The organism is Streptomyces sp. NBC_01214, assembly GCF_026340975.1.
In the GTDB taxonomy this organism is placed as follows: domain Bacteria; phylum Actinomycetota; class Actinomycetes; order Streptomycetales; family Streptomycetaceae; genus Streptomyces.
In genome coordinates this window covers 2828240-2854108 of the sequence record NZ_JAPEOS010000001.1, presented here as the reverse complement: position 1 = coordinate 2854108, position 25869 = coordinate 2828240, and the positions used below count along the sequence as shown (strand labels likewise).

At 72.1% G+C, this 25869-nt stretch carries 26 protein-coding genes; 7 read left to right on the top strand and 19 right to left on the bottom strand.

Annotated features, from left to right (window positions below):
* Nucleotides 1-93 precede the first annotated feature (93 nt).
* Complete coding sequence (locus OG594_RS13635) at nucleotides 94-762, bottom strand: methionine ABC transporter permease (RefSeq protein WP_030010866.1); 669 nt, start codon at nucleotides 760-762, stop codon at nucleotides 94-96.
* On the bottom strand, nucleotides 759-1805 hold the full coding sequence (locus tag OG594_RS13630) for a methionine ABC transporter ATP-binding protein (RefSeq protein WP_266598547.1): 1047 nt from the start codon (nucleotides 1803-1805) through the stop codon (nucleotides 759-761). Before OG594_RS13630 ends, OG594_RS13635 begins: the two co-directional genes overlap by 4 nt.
* Nucleotides 1806-2411: 606 nt before the next feature.
* On the opposite strand from OG594_RS13630, the gene OG594_RS13625 reads away from it, so the two are divergent.
* Both OG594_RS13625 and OG594_RS13620 read left to right on the top strand, forming a co-directional pair.
* Nucleotides 2412-2780, top strand: coding sequence for a hypothetical protein (locus OG594_RS13625; RefSeq protein ID WP_030013085.1), 369 nt, complete (start codon nucleotides 2412-2414; stop codon nucleotides 2778-2780).
* Nucleotides 2773-3207 carry a hypothetical protein gene (locus OG594_RS13620; protein ID WP_266598543.1) on the top strand — a complete coding sequence of 145 codons (435 nt, stop codon included), beginning with the start codon at nucleotides 2773-2775 and terminating at the stop codon, nucleotides 3205-3207. The genes OG594_RS13625 and OG594_RS13620 overlap by 8 nt, the downstream gene beginning before the upstream one ends.
* A 7-nt stretch (nucleotides 3208-3214) precedes the next feature.
* On the opposite strand, the gene OG594_RS13615 is transcribed toward OG594_RS13620, so the two are convergent.
* From OG594_RS13615 to OG594_RS13605, 3 genes are all read right to left on the bottom strand, one after another.
* A complete protein-coding gene (locus OG594_RS13615) occupies nucleotides 3215-3721 on the bottom strand; it encodes a GNAT family N-acetyltransferase (protein WP_266598541.1) in 507 nt (168 codons plus the stop codon).
* A gap of 37 nt (nucleotides 3722-3758) precedes the next feature.
* A complete protein-coding gene (locus OG594_RS13610) occupies nucleotides 3759-4319 on the bottom strand; it encodes a sigma-70 family RNA polymerase sigma factor (protein WP_266598539.1) in 561 nt (186 codons plus the stop codon).
* A gap of 73 nt (nucleotides 4320-4392) precedes the next feature.
* Complete coding sequence (locus OG594_RS13605) at nucleotides 4393-5586, bottom strand: glycerophosphodiester phosphodiesterase (protein ID WP_266598537.1); 1194 nt, start codon at nucleotides 5584-5586, stop codon at nucleotides 4393-4395.
* Nucleotides 5587-5741: 155 nt separating this feature from the next.
* Between OG594_RS13605 and OG594_RS13600 the strand changes: the two genes are divergently transcribed.
* Nucleotides 5742-6509: a 1-acyl-sn-glycerol-3-phosphate acyltransferase gene (locus OG594_RS13600; protein WP_266598535.1), complete on the top strand. Its 768-nt coding sequence runs from the start codon at nucleotides 5742-5744 to the stop codon at nucleotides 6507-6509.
* Nucleotides 6510-6530: 21 nt separating this feature from the next.
* Here the strand turns inward: OG594_RS13600 and OG594_RS13595 are convergent, their stop codons facing one another.
* The 3 genes from OG594_RS13595 to OG594_RS13585 form a co-directional block, all read right to left on the bottom strand.
* Entirely contained in the window at nucleotides 6531-8006 is a 1476-nt protein-coding gene (locus OG594_RS13595; protein ID WP_266598533.1) for a membrane-associated oxidoreductase, read from the bottom strand.
* 70 nt (nucleotides 8007-8076) lie between these two features.
* Nucleotides 8077-9621, bottom strand: coding sequence for an MFS transporter (locus OG594_RS13590; protein ID WP_266598531.1), 1545 nt, complete (start codon nucleotides 9619-9621; stop codon nucleotides 8077-8079).
* Entirely contained in the window at nucleotides 9618-10169 is a 552-nt protein-coding gene (locus OG594_RS13585) for a TetR/AcrR family transcriptional regulator (protein ID WP_266598529.1), read from the bottom strand. Before OG594_RS13585 ends, OG594_RS13590 begins: the two co-directional genes overlap by 4 nt.
* 89 nt (nucleotides 10170-10258) lie before the next feature.
* On the opposite strand from OG594_RS13585, the gene OG594_RS13580 reads away from it, so the two are divergent.
* On the top strand, nucleotides 10259-10771 hold the full coding sequence (locus OG594_RS13580) for an HAD domain-containing protein (RefSeq protein WP_266598527.1): 513 nt from the start codon (nucleotides 10259-10261) through the stop codon (nucleotides 10769-10771).
* A 95-nt stretch (nucleotides 10772-10866) separates the two neighbouring features.
* Here OG594_RS13580 and argH read toward each other — a convergent pair whose 3' ends face one another.
* Nucleotides 10867-12294, bottom strand: coding sequence for an argininosuccinate lyase (gene argH / locus OG594_RS13575; protein WP_266598525.1), 1428 nt, complete (start codon nucleotides 12292-12294; stop codon nucleotides 10867-10869).
* A gap of 125 nt (nucleotides 12295-12419) precedes the next feature.
* A complete protein-coding gene (locus tag OG594_RS13570; protein ID WP_030009472.1) occupies nucleotides 12420-13613 on the bottom strand; it encodes an argininosuccinate synthase in 1194 nt (397 codons plus the stop codon).
* A gap of 163 nt (nucleotides 13614-13776) precedes the next feature.
* Between OG594_RS13570 and OG594_RS47080 the strand changes: the two genes are divergently transcribed.
* Nucleotides 13777-15297: a hypothetical protein gene (locus OG594_RS47080; RefSeq protein WP_323185214.1), complete on the top strand. Its 1521-nt coding sequence runs from the start codon at nucleotides 13777-13779 to the stop codon at nucleotides 15295-15297.
* 6 nt (nucleotides 15298-15303) lie between these two features.
* A complete protein-coding gene (locus OG594_RS13560) occupies nucleotides 15304-15990 on the top strand; it encodes a L,D-transpeptidase (RefSeq protein ID WP_266602889.1) in 687 nt (228 codons plus the stop codon).
* Here OG594_RS13560 and OG594_RS13555 read toward each other — a convergent pair.
* From OG594_RS13555 to OG594_RS13515, 9 genes are all read right to left on the bottom strand, one after another.
* Nucleotides 15977-16897, bottom strand: coding sequence for a hypothetical protein (locus OG594_RS13555; RefSeq protein WP_266598523.1), 921 nt, complete (start codon nucleotides 16895-16897; stop codon nucleotides 15977-15979). The two genes, OG594_RS13560 and OG594_RS13555, sit on opposite strands and share 14 nt — an antisense overlap.
* A 78-nt stretch (nucleotides 16898-16975) precedes the next feature.
* Entirely contained in the window at nucleotides 16976-17512 is a 537-nt protein-coding gene (locus tag OG594_RS13550) for an arginine repressor (RefSeq protein ID WP_266598521.1), read from the bottom strand.
* 7 nt (nucleotides 17513-17519) lie between these two features.
* Nucleotides 17520-18725, bottom strand: coding sequence for an acetylornithine transaminase (locus OG594_RS13545; RefSeq protein WP_266598519.1), 1206 nt, complete (start codon nucleotides 18723-18725; stop codon nucleotides 17520-17522).
* Nucleotides 18722-19666, bottom strand: a complete 945-nt coding sequence (argB, locus tag OG594_RS13540) for an acetylglutamate kinase (protein WP_266598517.1) — start codon at nucleotides 19664-19666, stop codon at nucleotides 18722-18724. The genes OG594_RS13545 and argB overlap by 4 nt, the downstream gene beginning before the upstream one ends.
* Nucleotides 19663-20820 (bottom strand): bifunctional glutamate N-acetyltransferase/amino-acid acetyltransferase ArgJ, encoded by a 1158-nt coding sequence (argJ, locus tag OG594_RS13535; protein ID WP_266598511.1) that lies wholly within the window; start codon nucleotides 20818-20820, stop codon nucleotides 19663-19665. The genes argB and argJ overlap by 4 nt, the downstream gene beginning before the upstream one ends.
* Entirely contained in the window at nucleotides 20817-21845 is a 1029-nt protein-coding gene (argC, locus tag OG594_RS13530) for an N-acetyl-gamma-glutamyl-phosphate reductase (RefSeq protein ID WP_266598509.1), read from the bottom strand. The genes argJ and argC overlap by 4 nt, the downstream gene beginning before the upstream one ends.
* 218 nt (nucleotides 21846-22063) lie before the next feature.
* Nucleotides 22064-22837, bottom strand: a complete 774-nt coding sequence (locus OG594_RS13525) for an N-acetyltransferase (protein WP_266598507.1) — start codon at nucleotides 22835-22837, stop codon at nucleotides 22064-22066.
* A 31-nt stretch (nucleotides 22838-22868) separates the two neighbouring features.
* Nucleotides 22869-23444, bottom strand: coding sequence for a histidine phosphatase family protein (locus OG594_RS13520; RefSeq protein ID WP_266598505.1), 576 nt, complete (start codon nucleotides 23442-23444; stop codon nucleotides 22869-22871).
* A gap of 31 nt (nucleotides 23445-23475) precedes the next feature.
* Nucleotides 23476-24921, bottom strand: a complete 1446-nt coding sequence (locus OG594_RS13515; protein ID WP_266598503.1) for a PLP-dependent aminotransferase family protein — start codon at nucleotides 24919-24921, stop codon at nucleotides 23476-23478.
* Here OG594_RS13515 and OG594_RS13510 point away from each other — a divergent pair.
* Nucleotides 24920-25825 carry a DMT family transporter gene (locus OG594_RS13510; protein WP_266598501.1) on the top strand — a complete coding sequence of 302 codons (906 nt, stop codon included), beginning with the start codon at nucleotides 24920-24922 and terminating at the stop codon, nucleotides 25823-25825. The two genes, OG594_RS13515 and OG594_RS13510, sit on opposite strands and share 2 nt — an antisense overlap.
* Nucleotides 25826-25869 lie beyond the last annotated feature (44 nt).

Sequence of the window (25869 nt, the reverse complement as noted above, 5' to 3'; positions counted from 1 at the left end):
AAGAGTGCCTTTCTTGCTGAACAAGTACGGAGGACTTGCTGTGGTGGCGGCCCAAGCACGACAAGTGCGGGCTCTGTTGGGAGGAAAGTCTTTTCAGGCGGTCCGGCCGCGGCGGGCGAGGAGGCGGACCGCGCCGTCGCCGAGCAGCTGGATCACCGTGACGAGGGCGATCAGGACCACGACGGTGGCGATCATGAAGCCGGTCTCGAAGCGCTGGAAGCCGTACGTGATGGCCTTGGAGCCCAGTCCTTCGCCGCCGACGGCGCCGGCCATGGCCGAGTAGCCGACGAGGGTGATGACGGTGGTGGTGACACCGGCGACCAGGGAGGGCAGGGCTTGCGGGAGGAGCACCTTGCCGACCAGGGTGGGGATGCCGCCGCCCATGGACTCGACGGCCTCGATCAGGCCGTGGTCCACCTCGCGGACGGCGGTCTCGACGAGCCGGGCGAAGAAGGGGACGGCGCCGATGGCCAGCGGGACGATCATGGCGGTGGGGCCGATGAAGGTGCCGACGACCGCCGTGGTGACCGGGATCAGGAAGATCAGCAGGATGATGAACGGCAGCGAGCGGCCTATGTTCACGATCACGCCGAGGACCTTGTTGAGCGGCTGGTTCTGCAGGAGGCCGCCCTTGTCGGTGAGGACCAGCAGGATGCCGATGGGCAGGCCGCCGAGCACGGTCACCAGGGTGGACCACAGCACCATGTAGAGGGTGTCGTAGGTGCCCTGGGTGAGCAGCGGCTGCATTTCGGACCAGGTCACTTGGCACCATCCTTGACCAGCTCGGCCAGTTCGTTGTCGATCTCGTCGACGATGTCGACCTGGAGGCCCTGCTCGCGCAGGAAGCCGACCGGCACGACGTTGTCCTCGTAGCCGCCGGGCAGTTCGATGCGCATGCGGCCGATCTGCCGGCCCGCGACGGTGTCCATCGCGGCGCCGAGGATCGAGATGTCGATGTTGTACGTGCGCGAGAGCTGCGAGATGACCGGCCGGACGGCGGCTTCGCCGTGGAAGGTGACGTCGACGACCGTGCGGTCGGGGCCGGTGGCGGTGCCGGTGACCGGGAAGAGTTCGGCGGCGAGCTCGGAGCCGGGGGTGGCGAGGAGTTCGGCGACGGTGCCGGACTCGATGATCCGGCCGTTCTTCATCAGGGCGGCCGAGTCGCAGACGGTCTTGACCACGTCCATCTCGTGCGTGATGAGCAGCACGGTGAGGCCGAGCTGCTGGTTGAGGTCGCGCAGCAGCCCCAGGACGGAGCGGGTGGTCTCGGGGTCCAGGGCGCTGGTGGCCTCGTCGGACAGCAGCACCTTGGGGTCGCCGGCCAGGGCGCGGGCGATGCCGACGCGCTGCTTCTGGCCGCCGGAGAGCTGGGTCGGGTAGGCCTTGGCCTTGTCGGCGAGGCCGACCAGGTCGAGGAGTTCGAGGGCCTTGCGGGAGCGCTCGCGGCCGGAGACGCCGAGGATCTCCAGGGGCAGCTCGACGTTGGCCTGGACGGTGCGCGAGGACAGCAGGTTGAAGTGCTGGAAGACCATGCCGATGCGGCTGCGGGCCTCGCGGAGCTCCTTGCCCGCGCGGCGGCCGCGGCCGCCGAGGGCGGTGAGGTCGACGCCGTCCACGGTCACGGTGCCGGTGGTGGGGCGCTCCAGCAGGTTGACGCAGCGGATCAGGGAGGATTTGCCTGCGCCGCTCTGGCCGATGACTCCGTAGACCTCGCCCTCGCGGACGTGGAGATCGACGCCGTCCAGGGCGGTGACCTCGCGGCCACGGGACTGGTAGACCTTCGTGAGGCCCGATGTGGTGATCACAGGATTTCCGTCGCTGTCGAGTGCACGGCGCAGCGGGGTGCCGGGCACGGGGCAAACAATCTGGGGACGCGATACGGGACGAACCGTCAGAAAACGATGGTGCCGACGCGTGCGCGGGGCAGGAGCGAGCCGTGCTGTTCATCAGCTGGTGACGTGGTGGCGCGGCTGGTCTCGCTTCGGGGCGCGAGGCTCAGGAAGGGGCCCTCAGAAGGCGCACATTCGACACATACAACGAGCACCGGGCGTCATCGTCGCCTCGGTCGCAAGGGTGCGGCTGCTCGTCGTGGTCATGGGCCCCAGTAAACCAGACGTATCCCCTGACCGATCAAAGACGTCCGAATAGCGGACGCATTCCGACCACATACCGGACGACACCGGTCAAGGCCGGCCCTCCGCCCCGAGGCCGGTCCCCCGCCTGCGACCTGCGCCGACACGGCCTGCCGGGGCCTTTCGGCCCGCCCGGTCCGGAGTGCGGCGACCCGGTCCGCTGTGGTCAAGACCACGGTCGCGGCGCCGTGCGCGCGGGCAGCGGGCGGACGGCGCGCGGGCTCCCGGGAGACTAGGGGTGCGCGCATCGGGTCTTTCGGCCCGTAATACCCTCGCTGCATGCTCGACGCCCTGACGGTCGCCATCGGCGTGGCCGCACTCGCCCTCGCCGCCTGGTGCGGCCACGCCGCATGGCGGGACCAGCCGACCAAGGACTGGCACTTCATCGGTATGGCCGTCGTGACCGTCCTGGTCCTGGCGCAGCTGGTGATCGGTCTGGTCAAGCTGGCCCAGGGCGAGAAGCCCGACGAGGGCACGGTGATCTTCGTGGCCTACCTCGTGGGCGCGTTCGCCGCGGTACCGGCCGCCGGGATGCTCTCGCTGACCGAGCGGACCAAGTGGGGATCGATCACGGTGGCCGCCGGCGCCGTCGTGCTCGCCGTCCTCGAAGTACGGCTCTACGACATCTGGGGAACCACCGGTGCCTGACTCCGACACGACGGACGCCACCGGCGCCGCCACCACGACCGCCGGGCGGGGGCGGCTGGTCTCCGGGCCCGGTCTACTGCTGGTGTGGCTGTACGGGGTGATGGTGGTGGGCGCGGTCTCCCGCTCGGCCTTCCAGATCTCCACCGAGTTCGACCGGGCGCCGCTGGCGTACTCGCTGACCGCCGTGGCCGCGCTGGCCTACGCGTTCATCACGTACTCGCTCGTGCGCGGCGGCGAGAAGGCCCGCAAGGCGGCGCTGATCTGCTGCGCCGCCGAGCTGGCCGGTGTGCTGGCCGTGGGGACCTGGACCGTGGTGCGACCCGAGTCCTTCCCCGACACGACCGTGTGGTCCCAGTTCGGGATGGGCTACCTGTTCATCCCGGTGATCCTGCCGATCACCGGGATGCTCTGGCTGCGCAAGCGCTGAGGGGCGGCTACGCGCTGACCGCGAAGTCGGTCGGGTCCTTGGCTTCCTTCTCCAGGATCACCAGCTGGACGCCGTCGGACGCGGTGCGGCCGCCGACCTTGACGTAGCCGGCCTTGCGGTAGAGGCGCAGGTTCGACTCGCTCTTGTGCCCGGTGTGCAGGCGGAAGCGGGTGGTCTGGCCGGGGCTCGCCAGGGCCTCCTCGACCGCGCGCAGCAGGCGCGCGCCGAGGCCGTGACCCTGCAGGCGCGGGTGCACGCAGAGCTTGGCGATCTTGCCGGTGCCGTCCTCGTCGACGTTGCCGCGCACGGTCCCGACGACCTCGTCGCCGAGCCGGGCCACCAGGACGGTGTCCGTCGCCAGCTCCCCCTTGAGGGAGTCCAGGGACTGGGTGAGCGGCTGGATGAGGTAGTTGCCGTACAGCTCGGCCTCCCGCTGGAAGGCCAGGTACTGCAGTTTGAAGATCTGCTCAGCGTCCTCGGCAGCCGCCGCCGAAATGGTCACGCTCATGCCCATGTGCGCATGCCTCCAGCTCACCTGGTAGCCCGTTGGTCTACCGCTCCTTTCCCCGCAGGCCAGGAGCCGCAACCTCTGCAGCCAGCATTCTGCGCAGACATCCCAGGCAACGGGAACGGACGGGCCCTAAACTTCCTTGTGAGATACCCAACTCTCCTGCGATTTCACGGTAAGTGAGGTCTCTGGGCGAAAGAAGTGCCTTCATCAGCTCGGGACAGCGTCCGGGCAACCGGGCGACCGCCGATCGGAGTGCGCGGTTCTCCTCGCCGTGCAGGAGGGCGTCTTCGGGCTCGGCCGCGGGGGCCGCGGCGGCCGGTGCGTTCCCGCCCACCGGGTGCTGGCGGTGGCCGTACGGGATCTCCCGCCTCGCCCGGCGCCGGGCGAGGCGGGCCTCCGCCCGGACCGCCCGGCGCAGCCACCGCGCCGGCTCCGCAGGTTCGGCCGGATCGGGGGCGTGCCGGCCGCTCTCCAGCAGCCTGACCCAGACGGCTTGTTCCAGGTCGGCCGCGTCCACTCCGGTGCCCGGGGCCTCCGCGGCCGCCTCGGCGGAGAGCAGCGGGCCGAGCTTGTCGACGTAGTCAGCCTTCAGCAGGTCCATGCCGGGCGGGACGAGCGGGCCGGGCCGGACGGTTTCCCCGCCGGGCCCGGCCCACTCGTACGGGAAGCGGCGCTCAGCGGTTGACGGGCCGTCGGCCCGGGCGGAAAGCCTCCGCCGCGAGCAGTCCGGTGTCCGGGTTGTCGGTGAAGATCCCGTCGATGCCCTGTTCGAAGTAGGTCCGGAAGGCACCGAGGGCGTCCCCGTACGCGGTGGGGTCGGTCCCCTTGCGGTACACGGCGGGCAGGAAGCTGTTCTCGTTGCGCGCGGTGTAGGGGTGCAGCAACAACCCCCGGGCGTGGGCGTCCGCCACCAGGGCGGTCGGGGCGCCGAGCTTTCCGGCCGCGTCGCGCGGGAGGATCAGGTCCATGGTCGGGCCGATGCCCTGGGCGAAGCCGGCGATCCACTTCAGGCCCTCGGGCTTGACCAGGTCGGCGACCGTCCGCGGGTCCTTGGCCAGTTCGAAGTCCCAGGGACGGGTGCCGGCCGCGGACAGCAGGACCACGCGGGGCGCGGAGACCAGCCGGGAGAGCCGCTGGATGCTGGAGGGCTCGAAGGACTGGAGGAAGAGGGCGGCGCTGCGCCCGTCGCGCCCGTAGCGGCGCAGGAGCTTGGCGAGGGGCTCCTCCAGGCCGAGGCCCAGGCCCCGGAAATAGCTGGGGTGCTTGGTCTCGACGTGCAGCCACACCCGCCTGCCGCGCCGCTTGCCCTCGCGGTCGGCCCAGCGGAGCACCTCTTCGAAGGTGGGTACGGCCCACTGGCCGTCGTAGAGCGTGTTGCGCTGGCGGACGGCGGGGATGCGTTCCTTCGCGCGCAGGGTCTTCAGCTCGGCCAGGGTGAAGTCCTCGGTGAACCAGCCGGTGACGGCGACCCCGTCGACGGACTTGGTGGTACGCCGGGAGGCGAACTCGGGGTGCTCGGCGACGTCGGTGGTCCCGCCGATCTCGTTCTCGTGGCGGCACACCAGATGCCCGTCGCGGGTCGGGACCAGGTCCTGCTCGATGACGTCGGCGCCCAGGTCGAGGGCGAGCTGGTAGGAACCGATCGTGTGCTCCGGGCGGTACCCGCTGGCTCCGCGATGGCCGATGACCGTCGGGTGGGGCAGGTCCCGGTAGCCCCCGTCGCCGTGTCCGCGGCCGTCGCCGGACCCGTATCCGTACCCGTCGTCCGCCGCGGCGGCGGAACCCGCCCCGAGTCCCGTGATTCCGGTCCCCGCCGCCAGGACGGCCGCCCCCAGGACCGTGCGCCGCGCTGCCCCACCCTGTGTCATGAGTGCCACTCCTCGTCGTGATCGCCGTGTCGCGGCCCGCGATCGGCGTGCCGATGGTAGGCAAATAGGGGTGACCGAGGGGCGTGCGGCGACGGCACATCCGGGGAACTTGGCGGAAACGTGCGTCAACACTGCGTATCCGACACGTGAACCCGATGTGCGCTCGAAGCAGACCCGCGAGTATCGTCCTCACCTGCGCTACCGCCGTGTGGTGGGTGCGCGAACCGCTTTTCGATGCCGGAGGGCCCACGTTGTTCCGTACGAAGCTCATCAAAGCCACTGTCGGACCGGTCATGCGCATGATGTTCCGCACCCGCGTGGAGGGCATCGAGAACATCCCCGGGTCCGGGCCGGTGATTCTGGCGGGCAACCACCTCACCTTCATCGACTCCATGATCCTGCCGCTGGTGTGCGACCGCACGGTCCACTTCATCGGCAAGGACGAGTACGTGACCGGCAAGGGGATCAAGGGCCGCGCCATGGCCTGGTTCTTCACCGGGTCCGGCATGATCCCCGTCGACCGTGATGGGGCCAACGGCGGCGTGGCGGCCCTGATGACCGGGCGCCGGATCCTCGAAGAGGGCAAGATCTTCGGCATCTACCCCGAGGGCACCCGCTCCCCCGACGGCCGTCTCTACCGCGGCCGCACCGGCATCGCCCGCCTCACCCTGATGACCGGCGCCCCGGTGGTGCCGTTCGCGGTGATCGGCACCGACAAGCTCCAGCCGGGCGGCGCCGGCATGCCGCGCCCGGGCCGGGTCACCGTCCGCTTCGGCGAGCCGATGGAGTTCTCCCGCTACGAGGGCATGGACCGCGACCGCTACGTACTGCGCGCCGTCACCGACTCGGTGATGGCCGAGGTCATGCGCCTCTCGGGCCAGGAGTACGTCGACATGTACGCCACCAAGGCGAAGGCCGCGTAGCCCTCTCCCCCACCCGCCCTTCTACTGGCGCTGGAGTGACCGGCTGACGCCCGCCGCCGTGGTGGTGGCGAGGATCCATCCGGTCACGATCAGCAGGTACGACAGCCACTGGTGCCAGCCGCCCGGCGCGAAGGCCCCCTCCTGGCCGAAACTGACGATCGGCACCATCAGGTCGATCGTGTAGAAGACCGCGTTGAAGTCCGGCGCCTCCCCCGCCTTCAGGGCGCGCGGCGGGTCGATCCCGTACGCGATCGACCCGGTCATCAGTAACGCCAACAGCCAGCCCGCCGCGCGCAGCGGCCGGAAGCCGTAGCCGACGGTGACGTCCTGGAGCAGCCCCCATGCCCGCGCGGCCCGGGGCAGGGTGTGGCGGTGCCTGCGCAGCTTCGCGAGCTGGACGGTCCGGGCGGCCGCCTCGTCGCCCGCCGTACGGTAGGCCGCCGCGAGCTGTTCGTAGGCGTACGTGAGGTATCCGGACTCCTCCCGCTCCAGTGCGGGCAGCCGCTGCTCGGCGGGGAGGTGGGGGGCGAGGGTGCGGTAGGTCAGGCCGTCGATGGCGATCCGCTCGGGCCAGGCCTGCGGGTCGACGTGGAGCAGGTCGACGGTGGAGCGGCGCAGGTTCACGTCGCCCCGGACCGGGGCGCAGCGGCGCAGCCACAGCTCGCCAATGGCACAGCTGGAGGCGCGCAGGGCGGTCCCGTCCGGGTTGGCGAGGTCGGCGCGCGTGAGGTTGGCCTGGCCCGGTATCCGGGAGCCGGTGAGGTTGACCATGCCGCGGGCCTGCATCCGGTGCGCGCGCAGGTCGGTGCCAACGGTCAGGTTCTCGGCGTGCAGGGCGATCCCGCCGGGGGCGAGCAGCCGGGCGCGGTCGAGCTGGATCTGGCCGCCGACGGTGGCCCCGTTGAGGCGGAGCTGTCCGTGCACGGTCAGGTCGTTCGCGATGATGTCGGTGTCGACCTCGACGTGGTTGAGCTGGAGCGGGGGCTCGTCCGCCTCCTCCCCGGCCGTGGGGCCGATCACGGCGCCCTGGAGGAAGAGGCCCCCGGATATCTTGGAGCCCTGCAGCCGCACCGGGCCGGCGATCCGGCAGTGGGACAGGCGCAGGACCACGTCCACGCGCAGCGTGGAAGCGGTCAGGCCGGGCAGCGTGGAGTAGCCGAGGACCAGGGCGCGCAGTTGGGCGCCGTACATCAGGGGCTTGCGCTCGAACCAGCAGTCGCGCAACCGGATCGGGTGGTCGATGACGGCGTAGCGCATGTCGAGCTTGCCCACGATCTTCGCGCCCTTGACCTTGAGGCCGGGGACCCGGCCCTGCACGGCGGGGCAGGCGCCCAGCAGGATGGCCCGCAGCACCTCGGCGCGCAGGGTGCGCTCGGGGCCCCAGTCGGCTCCGTCGGCGGAGCTGTCCTCGGGGGCGGCGCGGAAGTCGACCCCGTCGCCGCGCGGGAAGGCTTCCCAGACGCGGCGTTCCGCCGGGGTCAGATCGTTGATCTCCATCGCCGGGATGGTGTCCCGCAGTTCTACGAACTGTCAACTCCGGCCGGAACAGCACTCCTTCGGCGGAGCGTCAGTGCTCGATGCCCTCCTGGAGCCGCTGGCCCTTGAGCAGGAACCAGGCGGCCACGGCGGTGGCCAGCAACACGGCCGCACCGACGCCGGAGGCGAGCCGCAGCCCGTCCACGAAGGCGTCCTGGGCGGCGCCCACCATCACCTGGGCGGTGTGCGGGTCGAGCGCCTTGGCCGCCTCGACGGCCCCGCCGAGGGACTCGTGCGCGGCGTCGGCGACCGGGCCCGCGACCGAGGCCGGGGCGGTGAAGCTCTGGTAGACGCCGGTGACGATGGAGCCGAGCAGGGCGATGCCGAGGGCGGCGCCGAGTTCGTACGCCGTCTCGGAGACGGCGGAGGCCGAGCCGGCCTGCTCCTTGGGGACGCTGGAGAGGATCACGTCGGCGGTGACGGTGAAGGAGAATCCGGCGCCGAGGCCGACGACGAGCAGGGCCGCGCCGAGCAGCGGGTAGCCGCTCTCCTTGTGGATCAGGGTGAGCACGGCGAGGGCCACGCCGATGGCGCCGAGGCCGCCGGCCACGATGGTCCGCACCGAGTACCGGCGGGCGTACCGGCCGGCGATCAGGCCGGTGACCACCGCGCCGATGGCGGCGGGCAGTTCGGCGAGGCCCGCCTCCAGCGGGTCGCGGCCCTGGACGAGCTGCAAGAACTGGGAGAGGAAGAAGACCAGTCCGGAGAGGCCGAAAACGGTGAGCAGGTCGGCGAGGACCGCGCCGGAGAAGCCGCGGTGCTTGAAGAGCCGCATGTCGAGCAGCGGGGACGACAGGCCGAACTGGCGGCGCACGAAGGCGTACAGGGCGCCCGCGCCGAGGGCCGCGGTGGCCGCGACCTCCCAGGTCACGCCGTGGGTGGCGACTTCCTTGACGGCGTAGACCACGCTGATCACGCCGACGAGGGAGAGGCCGACGCTGACGAGGTCCCAGGGGCCGGCGACCGGGTTCTTGGATTCGGGAAGCAGCTTGATTCCGACGACGACCAGGGCGATCATCACGGGGAGGTTGATCAGGAAGACCGAGCCCCACCAGAAGTGCTGGAGCAGGGCTCCGCCGACGACCGGGCCGACGGCCGCGCCGGCCGAGGCGGTGGCGCCCCAGATGCCGATCGCGAGGCTGCGCTCCTTGGGGTCGTGGAAGATGTTGCGGATCAGCGCGAGGGTGGACGGCATCAGGGTCGCGCCGGCGACGCCCAGCAGGGCCCGGGCGACGATCATCATCTCGGGGCTGGTCGCGTAGGCGTTGAGCACGGACACGGCACCGAACGCGGCGGCGCCGGTGAGCAGCAGCTTCTTGCGGCCGATGCGGTCACCGAGGCTGCCCATGGAGACCAGGAGTCCGGCGATGACGAAGGAGTAGATGTCGCCTATCCACAGCAGCTGGGTGCCGGACGGCTTGAGGTCCTCGGAGAGTGCGGGGGTGGCGAGGCCGAGTACGGTCGCGTCGACGGCGACCAGCAGCACGGCGAGCACCAGCACGCCCAGGGCGAGCCAGCGGCCACGGCTCCTGGTCTCCGTCCCGGTCGGGCTGTTCAGCTGCTGGGTGCTGCTCATTTCTCCACGCTCCGTTTGGCGCCACCGAGCAACAGCTCGATGATCATGTACTGGAAGTCCTTGGCGGCGACCCGGCCGTCCATCACGGCCCAGGCGCAGGCGCCGACGAGGGCGTAGAGCGCCTCGGTGAGCCATGCGGGGCTCAGGTCGATCCGAATGTCGCCCTCTTCCTGGCCGCGCCGGAAGAGCGCGCTGACGCGGGCGTCGAGCCGGGCCCACCCCTCGTTGACCTCGTCGCCCTCGAACAGCTGGTTCTCGGTGACCAGGAAGGCCAACAGCTGGGCGTTGGGCTCGGATTCGGCGACGAGGCGTCTGATCGCCTCCGGCGCCGTGCCCGCGTCGAGGCGGGCGTTGTCGAACGCCACCTCGAACTCCCGGATGCCGAGTTCTTCGAGGGCCCGTACGAGGGCGTCGCGTCCGGCGAAGTGCCGGTGGAGGGTCGCGCGCCCGATCCCGGCGGCGCGGGCGACCTCGTCCATCGTGGCGGTCGACTTGCGGGAAAGCAGGGCGGCCGCATCGCGGAGCACCTGGTCACGATCCATGGCCATGAGACAAGCATACCCCGAATGAGACGCCCGTGTCTCATTCAGTCGAAAAATGAGCTGCCCGAGGGCAGCCGGAACGGAATCCTGCCGCGATGAAGCCACTGCTGCTGATCGACGTCGACGGGCCGCTGAACCCCTACGCGGCCAAGGCCCAGCGCCGCCCCGAGGGCTACCGCACCCACCGGATGCGCCCGACGGGCTGGACGGAGGCGGAGCAGGCCAAGCCGCTGCGGGTGTGGCTCAATCACGACCACGGGGCGGAGCTGCTCGCCCTCGCCGACACCTACGAGCTCGTCTGGGCCACCACGTGGAAGGACGAGGCCAACGACTGGATAGGCCCGCACCTGGGACTGCCCCGGCTCCCCTTCATCGACTGGCCGGTCATGCACGGCCGGGCGCCGCGCGGCACGTTCTGGAAGACCCAGTACGTCCTCGAATACGCGGGCGAGCGGCCCTTCGCCTGGATCGACGACGACATCACGGCGATGGACCGCGAGTACGTCGACCAGCGCCACCCGGCGCAGACCCTGCTGATGCGCATCGACGAGCGGATCGGACTGGTCCGCGCGGACTTCGACACCCTGGCCGCGTGGGCCGCACCCTGACCGGGAGGGTCCGCGAGGCCGTCCGCCGGTGCCCCGGAACGCCGGCAGGGGCGGTGGGAGCGCATCGGCTCCCACCGCCCCTGCCGGCGTACGGGCTACTGCTTGTGGGCCGCCCAGGCGTGCTGGATGACCAGGTCGGCCTTCAGCTCGGTGAGCTGGGTGGCGACCGCCGACGGGGCGGTGCCGCCGCGGCCGCTGCGCGAGGCCAGGGCGCCCTTGACGTTCAGGACGGTCCGGACCTCGGGAGTCAGGTGCTCCGAGATCTTCACGAACTGCTCGTCCGTCAGCTGGTCCAGATCGATGCCCTCGCCCTCGCAGACCTTGACGCACTCGCCGGCCACCTCGTGGGCCACCCGGAACGGCACGCCCTGCTTGACCAGCCACTCGGCGATGTCGGTGGCGAGCGAGAAGCCCGCCGGAGCCAGCTCCTCCATCCGCTCCCGGTTGACCGTGAGGGTCGCCATCATGCCGGTGAAGGCCGGCAGCAGGACCTCAAGGGTGTCGCAGGAGTCGAAGACGGGCTCCTTGTCCTCCTGGAGGTCCCGGTTGTACGCCAGGGGCAACGCCTTGAGCGTCGCGAGCAGGCCCGTCAGATTGCCGATGAGACGGCCCGACTTGCCGCGCGCCAGCTCCGCGATGTCCGGGTTCTTCTTCTGCGGCATGATCGACGACCCGGTCGAGAAGGCGTCGTGCAGCGTCACGAAGGAGAACTCCTTCGTGTTCCAGATGATGATCTCCTCCGCGATCCGGGACAGGTTGATCCCGATCATCGCGGTGATGAAGGCGAACTCGGCGACGAAGTCGCGCGAGGCCGTGCCGTCGATCGAGTTGCCGACCGAGCCCCGCTCGAAGCCCAGGTCGGCGGCGACCTGCTCCGGGTCCAGCCCCAGCGAGGAGCCGGCCAGGGCCCCCGAGCCGTACGGGGAGACCGCGGTGCGGGTGTCCCATTGGCGCAGCCGCTCCGCGTCCCGCGACAGGGACTGCACGTGGGCCAGGACGTGATGGGCGAAGAGCACCGGCTGTGCGTGCTGGAGGTGGGTCCGGCCCGGCATGGCCACGTCGTGATGCGTCTCGGCGAGGCCGACCAGCGCGTCCTGGAGGTCCGCGATCAGACCGCCGATGATCCGGCCGTGGTCGCGCAGGTACATCCGGAAGAGGGTGGCCACCTGGTCGTTGCGGGACCGGCCGGCGCGCAGCTTGCCGCCGAGCTCGGCGCCGAGCCGCTCCAGCAGACCGCGCTCCAGGGCGGTGTGCACGTCCTCGTCGGCGATGGTGCCGGTGAAGGAACCGTCGGCCACGTCGGCTTCGAGCTGGTCGAGTCCGGCGATCATACGGTCGAGCTCTTCGGTCGTGAGCAGGCCGGCCTTGTGGAGCACGCGGGCGTGGGCGCGGGAGCCCGCGATGTCGTACGGCGCGAGGCGCCAGTCGAAGTGGACCGACGCCGACAGCAGGGCCAGCGCCTCCGAAGGACCGTCGGCGAACCGGCCGCCCCAGAGCCGGACGTCACCCTTGTTGCTGCTCACAGCTACTGCTCCTCAAGACTGCATGGCTTTGACTGCTGGCAAGGCTCCGGGGCCCGAAGGCTCCGGATGTGCAACCGCCTCCCCGCCGCGGAGGTAACGGGGAGGCGGTACGGACTGCTGGTCGGTCAGGCGAGGTCGCGGCGGGCCGCGATCTTCGAGGAGAGACCGAAGATCTCGATGAAGCCCTGGGCCTTGGACTGGTCGAAGGTGTCGCCCGAGTCGTAGGTCGCGAGGTTGAAGTCGTAGAGCGACTCGTCCGACTTCCGGCCGGTGACCACGGCGCGGCCGCCGTGCAGGGTCATCCGGATGTCACCGGTGACGTGCTGGTTGGCCTCGTTGATGAAGCCGTCCAGCGCCCGCTTGAGCGGGGAGAACCACAGGCCGTCGTAGACCATCTCGCCCCAGCGCTGCTCGACCTGCCGCTTGTAGCGGGCCAGCTCGCGCTCGACGGTGACGTTCTCCAGCTCCTGGTGGGCCGTGATCAGCGCGATCGCGCCCGGGGCCTCGTACACCTCACGGGACTTGATGCCCACGAGGCGGTCCTCGACGATGTCGATCCGGCCGATGCCCTGGGCTCCGGCGCGGTCGTTGAGCTGCTGGATGGCCTGCAGCACGGTGACGGGCTTGCCGTCGATGGCGACCGGGACGCCCTCCTTGAAGGAGATGACGACCTCGTCGGCCTCGCGCGGCAGGGCCGGGTTCGAGGTGTACTCGTAGATGTCCTCGATCGGGGCGTTCCAGATGTCCTCCAGGAAGCCCGTCTCGACGGCGCGTCCGAAGACGTTCTGGTCGATGGAGTACGGGGACTTCTTGGTGGTCGCGATCGGGAGCTGCTTCTCCTCGCAGAAGGCGATCGCCTTGTCCCGGGTCATCGCGTAGTCACGGACCGGGGCGATGCACTTGAGGTCCGGGGCGAGGGCGACGATGCCCGCCTCGAAGCGGACCTGGTCGTTGCCCTTGCCGGTGCAGCCGTGGGCGACGGTCGTGGCGCCGTGCTTCTTGGCGGCGGCGACCAGGTGCTTGACGATGGCCGGCCGGGAGAGCGCCGAGACCAGCGGGTACCGGTCCATGTAGAGGGCGTTCGCCTTGATCGCCGGGAGGCAGTACTCGTTGGCGAACTCGTCGGAGGCGTCGGCGACCTCGGCCTCGACCGCACCGCAGTCGAGCGCGCGCTTGCGGATGACGTCCAGGTCCTCGCCGCCCTGGCCGACGTCCACGGCAACGGCGATGACCTCGGCGCCCGTCTCCTCGGCGATCCAGCCGATGGCGACGGAGGTGTCCAGGCCGCCCGAGTAGGCGAGTACGACGCGCTCGGTCACGGGTTTCTCCTTACGGTGCATTCAACGACAGGCATAACTATGCACTACTCCGTATGTTTCGTCAATCGAGCCGCGCCGAGCCGCCTGACCAGCGGAAATATCGGAGGCGCGCCGGCGGTCCGATTGCCTAACCTCGGCGGTGAGAACAACAAGGGGAGGCCGCATGAGCGCCAGACGGGAACGGGCCCTACGGGCGGGGCGGGCGAGCGCGGAGCGGCTGATGGACGGCGGGCACCCCGGCCACACCCCGGTACCGCTCCCCGAGGGCGTGGCCGACACGTGGATCGCCTTCGACCAGGCGGTACGCGATATCCGCCGCTACCGGTACCAGAGCCCGCACATCGGCGACGACGTGGTGGCGCTGTGCCATCCCGACGGCTACGTCCGCGAAGGCGCTCTCCGGGCGCCGGATCCGGTGCTCGAACTCGTCGCGATCCGCTGCACCGACTGGGTCCCGGCGGTACGCGAACAGGCCAGGCGCGTGCTGCGCGCCGTGCTGGACACCGACCCCGCGGGCACGGTGCGCCGCCTGACCCCGCTCCTGCTGCGGCTGGGCCGCCGCGAGCACGGCGCCTGGGCCGCCGCACTGCTCCCCGCGGCACTGCGCGGCGAGTCGCTGCGGGCCGAGCTGCGCGAGAGCGCGGACCTGCCGACCCGGCGGTTCGCCGCGCGGCTCTCGCTGGAGAGCGGCGAGTTCGGCGTACGGGAGCTCGCCCGGCTGGCCGCCGTGGAACTGGACCCGCCGACCGCCCGGATGTGGGCGGACGCCGCGCTCGTCGCGCTGGCCGCCGACGGGCCGGACGACCGGGCCGTCGACCTCCTGCTCGGCGCCCACATCCCGATGGTCCGCGCCTGCGGGGTCACCGCGCTGCGCGGGGCCGGGCGGGCCGCCGAGGCCGAGGTGTACCTGACCGACCGCTCCGGACTGGTCCGGGCCTGCGCCCGCTGGCTGGTCCGCCAGGACGGCGGCGACCCGTACGCCCGCTACCGCGAGCTGGTCACGGACCCGGCCCGGGTGACTCCGTACGCGGTGAGCGGCTTCGCCGAATGCGCCCGCCGCGAGGACGGGCCGCTGCTGCGCGCCCTACTGGGGCACCCCGGCGGCCTGGTGCGGGCCGCGGCCGTCGCCGGGCTGCGCCTGCTGGACGCGGACGACGAGCGGCTGCTGCGGTCCCTGCTCGACGACCCCTCGCCGGCGGTGGCCCGCGAGGTCTCCCGCGGCCTGTGCGCCACTGCGGGGCGACTGCCCACCGACTGGCTGCTGGCGCGGGTCGCCCCCGAGCGCCCGACGCACACCCGCCGGGCCGCCTTCCACCTGCTTCGGGGCCAAGGCGGCATCGCCTCGCTGCGGGCCGCCGTCACCCTGCTGGACGTACGGGATCCGGGTCTGCGCGAGCTGGCCGAGGGCACCGTGCGCGCATGGAACTGGCAGGGCTCCCTGCAGGCCGGCTGGGCGGACCCCGCCGATCTGGGCGCTCTGCTGGAGCGGTCCGCGCACCTCTTCGACATCCACCAACTGACCCCGCTCTTCGACCGGTTGGAACTCACCGGATGGGCCCGCCCCGACCGCGCGCCCCGGCCGACCCAGGAGCTCGCCGCGCACTGCGAGAAGGAGGAGTTCATCGGATCGAGCCTCGACGGCCTGCCTGCACCGCCGCTGCCCCTTCCGCCCCGTACCGTCTGACATGTGCTGCGTACCGCTGTAGTCGCCGTCTCACTGATCGTCACGACCCTGATCCCGCAGGCCCCCGTGCCCCTGCCCGACCGTCTCGCCGACACCGGCGGCGGCAGTCAGCTGATCACCGCCGTCGCGCCCGCGCCCGGATCCACGACCGGGCGGGTGATCTGGTGGGAGCGGTGGGCGGGGCGCTGGCACCGGTCCGGGAGCGCGCCCGCCCGCTTCGGCGCGAACGGCCTCACCGACGGGGCGACCCGGACCCAGGGCACCAGCACCACGCCCACGGGCCTGTTCGCACTCCCCTACGCCTTCGGGATCCGGCGGGCACCGGCCGGCACGGACCACGTCTACCGGCGGGTGAGCCGCGACTCCTGGTGGTGCCAGGACAACGCCTCCGCCCACTACAACCGCTGGGTCGAGCCGCTGCCCGCGGACTGCGCGCCGGGCGAGGCCGAGCACCTGGTGACGTACGAGAAGCAGTACGCGCACGCGCTGGTGATCGGCTTCAACTACGACCGGCCCGTACGCGGCCGGGGCGCCGGGATCTTCCTGCACGTCAACGGCAAGGGCGCGACGGCCGGTTGCGTGTCCGTGCCCGAGCAGGCCATGCGGGCGATCCTGCGCTGGGCGGACCCGCGCCGCCGTCCGCACATCGCGATCGGTACGGAGGAGGGGCCGCTCGCCGTCACCCGCTACTAGGCCGCCCCGGGGCCCCGGGCTCGTCCTCGTCGGCGGCCCGGTACTCGTACGCGTCCTCCCACCAGACCTTGTCGTCCAGCCACTCGTCGTCCTCGTCGTCGTCCTCGTCGTCCTCGTCGACGTCCTCTTCGACGATCCGGTCGACGCCGCGCCACCTGCCGCCGTCTTCATTGCTCCGCAGGACGAGGGACCGCTGCCGTTCGTCCAGCGCCGCGAAGGCCGGGTGCGGCTCGGCGCGGATCAGGTCGCCCAGCGGGTCGCCGCACTCCGTACGCTCCCGGACCACCCTGCCGGCCTTCTCGGCCAGCAGCAGCGCCGAGAGACCGAGGGCAGCCACCACGGCCCAGGCCCATTCCCGCAGACCATGCGGGCGAGAGGTCACCAGCAGCGCGCTCGCGAGGAGCCAGAACAACATCACCAGGGCGATGCCCACACAAGTGCAGCAGGCCAGGAACACGTTTCCCCGGCCGTCGGGCATCCGCGGGAGCTCGGGCAGCAGGGGCTCCCGTTCGCTCCGGTACGCGCTGCGGCGCTCCAGGTACTCCTCGTCGCTCCAGCCGATCCAGCCGGTCGACACGGGCTCGGGATCGTGCCGGCGCACGGCGTCCAACAGGGCGGCGGGCAGCGGGTGGGCGGGGGCCCGGGCCGGGTCGCGGCCCTGCTCGGTCAGGAACGCGGCACCCTCTTCGTCGATCCGGAGGTACCCGGTGAGGACGAGTTCGGCTGCGGCCGCCTCGGTCGCCTCTTGCCGCAACAGGGCCTTGTGGTAAGGCTCCAGTTCGACGGCGGCGACGAGCCGGAGCATCCGGCTGCGGACCCGCGCGCGGCGCCACCACAGCAGGGCGATGGGCCCGTAGACGGCTGCGGTCACGGCGGACACCAGTATGGCGAGGGCGAATTGGCGCACGCCTCGAGGCTATGTCGGCGAACGCCGCCGCGGCACCGGGATTTCCGGCGCCCCGGACTCCCCGCCGACCCGTCCCGCTCAGCCCTCCTTCTGCGCCAACCGCAGCAGGTGGTCGGCCAGGGCCTGGCCGCCCGCCGGGTCCCGGCTGATCAGCATCAGGGTGTCGTCGCCCGCGATCGTGCCGAGGATCGCGCGGAGCTCGGCCTGGTCGATCGCCGATGCGAGGAACTGCGCCGCACCCGGCGGGGTGCGCAGGACCACGAGGTTCGCGGAGGCCTCCGCCGAGATCAGCAGTTCCCCGGAGAGGCGCCGCATGCGCTCCTCCTTCGCGGACTCGCCGAGCGGGGCCTGCGGGGTGCGGAAGCCGCCCTCGCTGGGTACCGCGTAGATCAGCTCGCCGCCGGTGTTGCGGATCTTCACCGCGCCCAGCTCGTCGAGGTCGCGCGAGAGCGTCGCCTGGGTGACGCTCAACCCGTCGTCGGCGAGCAGCTTGGCCAGCTGGCTCTGGGAGCGGACCGGCTGCCGGTTGAGGATGTCCACGATCCGGCGGTGACGCGCGGTGCGGGTCTGCGGGACGGCCTGGCCGCCTTGCTCGTTTTCCTGCGCCTGACTCATCGTCGTCTCATTCTCCGGATCCGTCCCCGCCTGCTGCGTCAAGGATGCCGGGCAGGGCCCGGACGAACGCGTCCGCCTCGGCCTCGGTGAGTACGTACGGCGGCATGAGCCGTACGACGTCGGGGGCGGGCGCGTTGACCAGGAAGCCGGCGTCCTGAGCCGCCTGCTGCACCCGGGCGGCGAGCGGCTCGGTCAGCACGATACCCAGCAGTAGGCCGGAGCCGCGGACGTGGGAGACCAGGGCGTGGCCCGTACCCTCGATCCCGGAGCGCAGCCGCTCGCCCCGGGCCTTGACCTGGTCGAGCAGACCGCCCGTGGCGATCGTGTCGATGACGGCGAGGCCGGCGGCGCAGGCGACCGGGTTCCCGCCGAAGGTGGTGCCGTGCTGGCCCGGCTGGAGCAGGTCGGCGACGGGGCCGAAGGCGACCACCGCGCCGATGGGCAGACCGCCGCCCAGCCCCTTGGCGAGGGTGACGATGTCGGGCTCGACGTCCTCGTGGGCCTGGTGCTCGAACCACTGGCCGCACCGGCCGATGCCCGTCTGGACCTCGTCGAGGACGAGCAGGGTGCCGGTGGCGCGGGTGATCTCGCGGGCGGCCGTCAGGTATCCGGCGGGGGGTACGACGACGCCGTTCTCGCCCTGGATGGGCTCGATGACGACGATCGCGGTCTCCTCGGTGACGGCGGCCCGCAGGGCCTCCACGTCGCCGAACGGGACGTGCGTGACGTCGCCCGGCAGCGGCCGGAAGGGCTCCTGCTTCTTCGGCTGGCCGGTGAGTGCGAGGGCGCCCATGGTCCGGCCGTGGAACCCGCCGTCGGTGGCGACCATGTGGGTCCGCCCGGTCAGTCGGCCGATCTTGAAGGCGGCCTCGATCGACTCGGCGCCCGAGTTGCAGAAGAAGACCTTGCCGGGGCGGCCGAAGAGCTGGAGCAGCCGCTCGCCGAGGGCGACGACCGGCTCGGAGACGAAGAGGTTGGAGACGTGGCCGAGCGTGGAGATCTGCTCGGTCACGGCCGCCACGATCGCCGGGTGGGCGTGCCCGAGGGCGTTGACCGCGATGCCGCCGACGAAGTCGGTGTACTGCTTCCCGTCGGCGTCCCAGACCTGGGCGCCCTCGCCGCGTACGAGCGCGACCGCGGGGGTGCCGTAGTTGTTGGCCAGCGCACCCTGCCAGCGGGCGGCGTACTCCTGGTTGCCGGTGCCCTTCGTCATTCCGTTCCCCCTGACTGGTGGTCGGGCACGACCATCGTGCCGATGCCGGAGTCCGTGAAGATCTCCAACAGGATCGAGTGCTGGACCCGCCCGTCGAGCACGCGGGCGGTGTTGACGCCGTTGCGCACGGCGTGCAGGCAGCCCTCCATCTTGGGCACCATGCCGCTGGACAGCTCGGGCAGCAGCTTCTCGAGCTCGCTGACGGTGAGCTTGCTGATGACCTCGTCGCTGTGCGGCCAGTCCGCGTACAGGCCCTCGACGTCGGTGAGGACCATCAGCGTCTCGGCGCCCAGCGCGGCGGCGAGCGCCGCGGCCGCCGTGTCGGCGTTGACGTTGTAGACGTGGTGGTCGTCGGCGCTGCCCGCGATGGAGGAGATGACCGGGATCCGGCCGTCCGCCAGCAGGGCCTCGATCGCGCCGGTGTCGATGGAGGTGATCTCCCCGACCCGGCCGATGTCGATGGACTCGCCGCCGATCTGCGGGCTGTGCTTGGTCGCGGTGATGGTGCGGGCGTCCTCGCCGGTCATGCCGACGGCCAACGGCCCGTGCTGGTTGAGCAGCCCGACCAGCTCGCGCTGGACGTGACCCGCCAGGACCATCCGTACGACGTCCATGGCCTCCGGGGTCGTGACGCGCAGCCCCGCCTTGAACTCGCTGACCAGGCCCTGCTTGTCGAGCTGGGCGTTGATCTGGGGGCCGCCGCCGTGCACGACGACCGGCTTCAGGCCGGCCTGGCGCAAGAAGACCACGTCCTGGGCGAAGGCGGCCTTGAGTTCCTCGTCGATCATGGCGTTGCCGCCGAACTTGATGACGACGACCTTGCCGTTGTGGCGGGTGAGCCACGGCAGGGCCTCGATGAGGATCTGCGCCTTGGGCAGGGCGGTGTGCTTGCGGGCGGTGCCGCCGGAGGTGCCGGGCTGGCCGGCCTTCTCGTCGCTCATGAGGAGTAGGCGCTGTTCTCGTGGACGTACTCGGCGGTCAGGTCGTTGCCCCAGATCACGGCGGACTCGCTGCCGTTCGACAGGTCGGCGGTGATGCGGACCTCGCGGCCCTTCATGGAGACCAGGTCGCGGTCGTCGCCGACCGATCCGTTCCGGCAGACCCAGACGTCGTTGATGGCGACGTTCAGGCGGTCCGGGTCGAAGGCGGCCCGGGTGGTGCCGATCGCGGAGAGCACCCGGCCCCAGTTCGGGTCCTCGCCGTGGATGGCGCACTTGAGCAGGTTGTTCCGGGCGATGGACCGGCCGACCTCGACCGCGTCGTCCTCGGTGAGCGCACCGATGACCTCGATGCGGATGTCCTTGCTGGCGCCCTCGGCGTCGCCGATGAGCTGGCGGGCCAGGTCGTCGCAGACCTTGCGCACGGCCTCCGCGAAGTCCTCGTAGGCCGGTACCCGGCCGGAGGCGCCGGAGGCGAGCAGCAGCACCGTGTCGTTGGTGGACATGCAGCCGTCGGAGTCGACCCGGTCGAAGGTGGTGCGGGTGGCGGCGCGCAGCGCCTTGTCCAGGGTGGCGCTGTCCAGGTCGGCGTCCGTGGTGATGACGACGAGCATGGTGGCCAGGCCCGGGGCGAGCATGCCCGCGCCCTTGGCCATGCCGCCGACGGTCCAGCCGCCCTGCGAGACGGTGGCCGTCTTGTGCACGGTGTCGGTGGTCTTGATGGCGATGGCGGCGGCCTCGCCGCCGTCCGCGGACAGGGCCGCGGCCGCGGTCTCGATGCCGGGGAGCAGCTTGTCCATGGGGAGCAGGACGCCGATCAGGCCGGTGGAGGCGACCGCGATCTCGCCGGCGTTGAAGTCCCCGCCGAGCACCTGCGCGACCTTCTCCGCGGTGGCGTGGGTGTCCTGGAAGCCCTTGGGGCCGGTGCAGGCGTTGGCGCCGCCGGAGTTCAGGACGACCGCGCTGACGGCGGCGCCCCGCAGGACCTGCTCGGACCAGTGCACGGGCGCGGCCTTGACGCGGTTGGAGGTGAAGACGCCCGCGGCGGCCAGACTCGGCCCGTTGTTGACCACGAGGGCCAGGTCGGGGTTGCCGTTGGCCTTGATCCCGGCGGCGATGCCGGCTGCCGTGAATCCCTGTGCTGCCGTGACGCTCACGGTGCGACTCCGATCGTCGAAAGACCCAGGCCCTCGTGGAGCCCCAGGGCGATGTTCATGCTCTGCACCGCGCCGCCGGCGGTGCCCTTGGTCAGGTTGTCGATGGCGCTGACGGCGATGATCCGCCGGGCGGACTCGTCGTAGGCGACCTGGACGTGGACGGCGTTGGAACCGTGGACGGATTTGGTGGACGGCATCCGGCCCTCGGGCAGCAGGTGCACGAAGGGTTCGTCGGCGTAGGCCTTCTCGTACGCGGCGCGCAGCGATTCGGCGGTGGTGCCGGGGAGCGCCTTGGCCGAGCACGTGGCGAGGATGCCGCGGGCCATGGGCACGAGGGTCGGGGTGAAGGAGACGGAGACGCGCTCTCCGGCGAGCGGGCTCAGGTTCTGCACCATCTCGGGCGTGTGGCGGTGTCCGCCGCCGACGCCGTAGGGGGTCACCGAGCCCATCACCTCGGCGCCGAGCAGGTGCGGCTTGAGGGCCTTGCCCGCGCCGGAGGTTCCGGTGGCGGCGACGATCACGGCCTCCGGTTCGGCGAAGCCGCCCTGATAGGCGGGGAAGAGCGCGAGGGAGACGGCGGTGGGGAAGCAGCCGGGGACCGCGATGCGCTTGGTCCCCGTCAGCGCCTCGCGGGCGCCGGGCAGTTCGGGGAGCCCGTAGGGCCAGGTACCGGCGTGCGGGGCGCCGTAGAAGGCGTCCCAGTCGGCGGGGTCCTTGAGCCGGTGGTCGGCGCCCATGTCGACGACGAGGACGTCCTCGCCGAGCTGGGCGGCGACGGCGGCGGACTGGCCGTGCGGGAGGGCGAGGAAGACGACATCGTGGCCGGCGAGGACCTCGGGGGTGGTCGCCTCCAGGGTGCGTCCCGCGAGCGGTACGAGGTGGGGTTGCAGGGAGCCGAGGAGCTGTCCGGCGTTGGAGTTGCCGGTGAGTGCGCCGATCTCCACCTCGGGGTGCGAGAGCAGGAGGCGCAGGACTTCTCCGCCCGCGTACCCGCTCGCTCCGGCCACCGCTACACGTACCGCCATCGGACCCTCCTCATCGATGGCATGACTATACGTACTTACGCACGTTTATGCAACGTCTTGGATCTCGGAGGGAGGGCCTCCTCGAAGGATCCGGCACGCGGCGCCTCCAGGAAGATGTCTAGCAGGAAAGGCCCGGCCGCGGCGGCGATTCCGCCGGTAGCGTCGGGCGCGGCCGCCGCGGTCGGGCCACCGGACGACCGGCGGCCAGACCGCGGGCCCTACGGCCGGACGGACGCCGCCCCGTCCACGAGGCGGTGGCGGACCCATACGTTCGGCTCCACGTAGACCGCATAGCCCTGCTCCAGATCGCACCGCACGGGCACCAGGGCGCCCGGTACGTGCACGGGTCCGGCGGCGTCGAAGGGCAGCCCGGTCCACTCGCGCCACTGGACGAGCGAGCCGGTGATCGTCATCGACAGCGGCGCCACCGAGTCGATGACCCCGCCCGCGCGGACGTGCACGCGCAGCCACGGGTCGTACGGGAGGCCGTCCTCGCGGGTCCGGTACGCGTACTCGTGGATCGGGGTGTCCGGCTCGGCCGGCTTTCCGCTGGGCCGGACCGGCGCGACCACCTCGGCGAAGCCGCGGGCCCGGGCGTTCTCCCGCATCGCGGCCAACATGCGCCCCGAGAGCCCCTCGCCCTGCCGGTCGCCGGCGACGGTGATCTCGATCGCGCTCACGGTGTCGGGCCGCACCCCGCGCCGCAGGTCGGAGAAGGCCCACATGAGCACGCGGTCCCAGCCCTGCACGGGCAGCACCCCGTCGCGGCCGGCCAGGTGCAGGGCGAAGGGCACGCTGTAGCCGCGGGCGACCACCGCGTCCCCGTCCGTGGCGACCAGGACGTAATCCGCCAGCTCGGTCGTCATCCGCGGGTACAGCAGCCAGGCGAGGGCGTCGTGGGCGGCGAATTCGGGCCACGGGTCGTCCATGTCCCCGAGCCGGTCGGCCAGTTCGGGCCGCTCGGCGAGCGTGGTGATGCGTATCTCGGTCATTCCCGCAGGCTAGGCGACCGCACCGGCCGGTTCACGCCGGGGCTTGCAGGCAGAGGTGCCAGTCGCCGGACCAGCCCGTGAGGGTCATCGTGGACAGCGGCCGGACGTCCACGTTCCAGTAGGTCAGCGGGGGCGCCTTCAGCGCGTACACCAGGGCCGCCCGGACCACCGAGGGCTCCGCGACCGCGACGATCGCGCCCCCGTCGTCGGCCGGCCGGGTGTCGAGCCAGCCTCCGATGCGCGAGATGAAGGCGAGCAGGGACTCGCCGCCGTGCGGAGCGGACCACGGATCGCTGAGCCACAGTTCCACCGCTCCGGGCTCGTGGGCGGTCACCTCGGCCAGGGTCAGCCCCCGCCAGCGGCCCATGTCGCACTCGCGCAGCGCGGGCTGGGCGAGGGGCGCGTACCCGAGGGCCTCGCCCGTGGCGCGGCTGCGCGGGGTCGGCGAGCAGTAGCGCAACTCGGCAGCGCCCAGGGGTACGAGGCCCTGCGCGGCGGACTCCACCGACCGCCAGCCGGGTCCGTCCAGCGGGCGGTCGTCGTCGAAACGCTCGGCGAGCAGCGAGGAACTACGGGCAGCGGCGACGAGCGAAACCCGAACATGCATGCGGCGATGGTGATCCGCACGGCGCAGCGGGTCAAGCGTTGGGACCGAGACCGTCCGCCAAACCGCCACGCAGCCGCTGGACCGCCTCCACCAGTTCGCCGGGGCCCGCGACCCCGGCGAAGCTCAGCCGGACGTACGGGCCCGGCGGCTCCGCACAGAAGTACGGGCGGCCGGGAGCCACCGCCACCCCGGCGCGCAGGGCCGCGGCCGCGAACGACCCGTCGTCGCCGCCCTCGGTCATCCTGGCCCACAGCTGGTAGCCGCCCGAGGGCAGATGGGGCACGGTCAGGCCGGGCAGCTCCCGCCGCAGCGCGCCGGCGAGCACGTCCCGCCGGTGGCGCAGCTCGGCGGCCACCGTGCGCAGGTGGCGCGGCCAGGCGGGCGCGCCGACCAGTTCCAGTGCCGCCTCCTGGAGCGGCCGGGGCACGAAGAAGGAGTCCACGACCTGGACGGCGCGCAGCCGGTCGACCACCGGGCCCCGGGCGGCCAGTGCGCCGACCCGCAGGCTGGGCGAGGTGGCCTTGGTCAGCGACCTGACGTGCACGACCACCCCGTCGTGGTCGTCGGCGGCCAGGGTCGCGGGCAGCGGCCCGCAGTCGTCGTGGGCGAGGGCGCGGGCGTAGTCGTCCTCGACCACGAAGGCCCCGGCGGCCCGTGCGATCCGCAGCACCTCGGCCCGCCGCCCCGGAGCCAGTACCGCTCCGGTCGGGTTCTGGAACAGGGGCTGGCAGACGAACACCCGCGCGCCGGTCGCTTCGAAGGCCGCGGCCAGCAGCTCCGGCCGGACCCCCTCGGCATCCACCGGGACGGGCACGGGCCGGCAGCCGGAGGCCCGGGCGATGGCCAGCAGCCCGGGGTAGGTCGGGGACTCCACCAGGATCGGCGCCCCGGGCGGGGCGAGCGCGCGCAGGGCGGTGGTCAGCGCGCTCTGCCCGCCCGCGGTCACCAGCACGTCGGCGGCGACGACCGCGCCGCCGATCTCGCGGGCGAACCAGTCGCGGAGCTCGGGCAGCCCCTCCACGGGCGGCCGGTCCCAGGCCCCGGGGCGCCGCCCGGCCCGGGCGAGCGCGGCTGCCATGGCCCGCTCGGGCTGGACGGAGGCGTGCAGGTATCCGCTGTTGAGGGCGATCACCGACGGCGGCGGTGCGGCCAGGCAGGCCAGCACCCCGGAGGCGTCCACCGAACGCGGGACCACGTCCCCGGCGCCCTCGGCGCTCAGGGCGACCTCCTGCCAGGAGGTGTCCCCGGGCGCGGGGGCCCCCGTACGCGGCGCCGCGCGGAAGACCCCTGCGCCGGGCCGGGTGACGACGAGGCCCTCGGCGGCGAGCTGCGCGAGGGCCCGGGAGACGGTGACCGGGCTGACCCGGTAGCGCTCGACCAGGGCCCGGCTCGACGGGAGCTTTCCACCTATCGAGTAGCGGTTGAGTTCGGACCGCAGGGATTCGGCCAGTTCCGCCACACTGCTACGCTCGTACATGACAGCACAGAATAGCGCTACTCTCCCGACCACGATAGCGGTCAAGAACCCGGTACGCCGGGGTACCGCCCTCGCCCTGCTCGGCGTCGTCGCCTTCTCGCTGACCTTCCCCGCCACCGCCTGGGGACTGGAGAGCTTCGGCCCGTGGTCGTTGGTCGCGCTGCGCAGCGTCCTCGCCGCCGCCATCGCCGGGGCCTTCCTGCTGGCCCGGCGGGTCCCGCTGCCCGCCCGCGCGCACTGGGCGGGGCTCGCCGTCGTCGCCGCCGGGGTGGTCGTCGGCTTCCCGATGCTCACCACCCTCGCGCTGACGACCTCCACGACCTCGCACGCCGCCGTGGTGGTCGGGCTCCTGCCGCTCACCACCGCCGCGCTGTCCGCGCTGCGCACCGGAGCCCGCCCCTCGCGCGCCTTCTGGGCCGCGGCCCTCGCCGGGGCCGCGGTCGTGATCGCCTTCACCCTCGCGCAGAGCGGCGGCGCCCTCTCGGCGGGCGACGCGTACCTGTTCGGCGCCCTGCTGGTGTGCGCCGCCGGGTACACCGAGGGCGGCCGCCTCGCCCGGCTGCTGCCCGGCTGGCAGGTGATCGGCTGGGCGCTGGTCCTGTGCCTGCCGCTCAGCCTGGCCGGCTCCGCGGTCGGGCTCGCGCACGAGCCGGTGCACCTCAGCGGCCACGGGCTCGCCGGGCTGATCTGGGCGGCGGCCGGCTCCACCTTCCTCGGCCTGTACGTCTGGTACCGGGGCATGGCCGAGATCGGCGCGCCGCGGGCCAGCCAGCTCCAGCTCGCCCAGCCGCTGCTGACCCTCGTCTGGTCGGTGGCGCTGCTGGGCGAGCACCTCTCCCCCGCCGCACCGGCCGCCGCCTGCGCGGTCCTGGTCTGCATCGCGGTCACCCAACGGGTCAAATAGCCGCAGGACGACCTAAACTGCAAGCACCGGATCGGACCGCCACC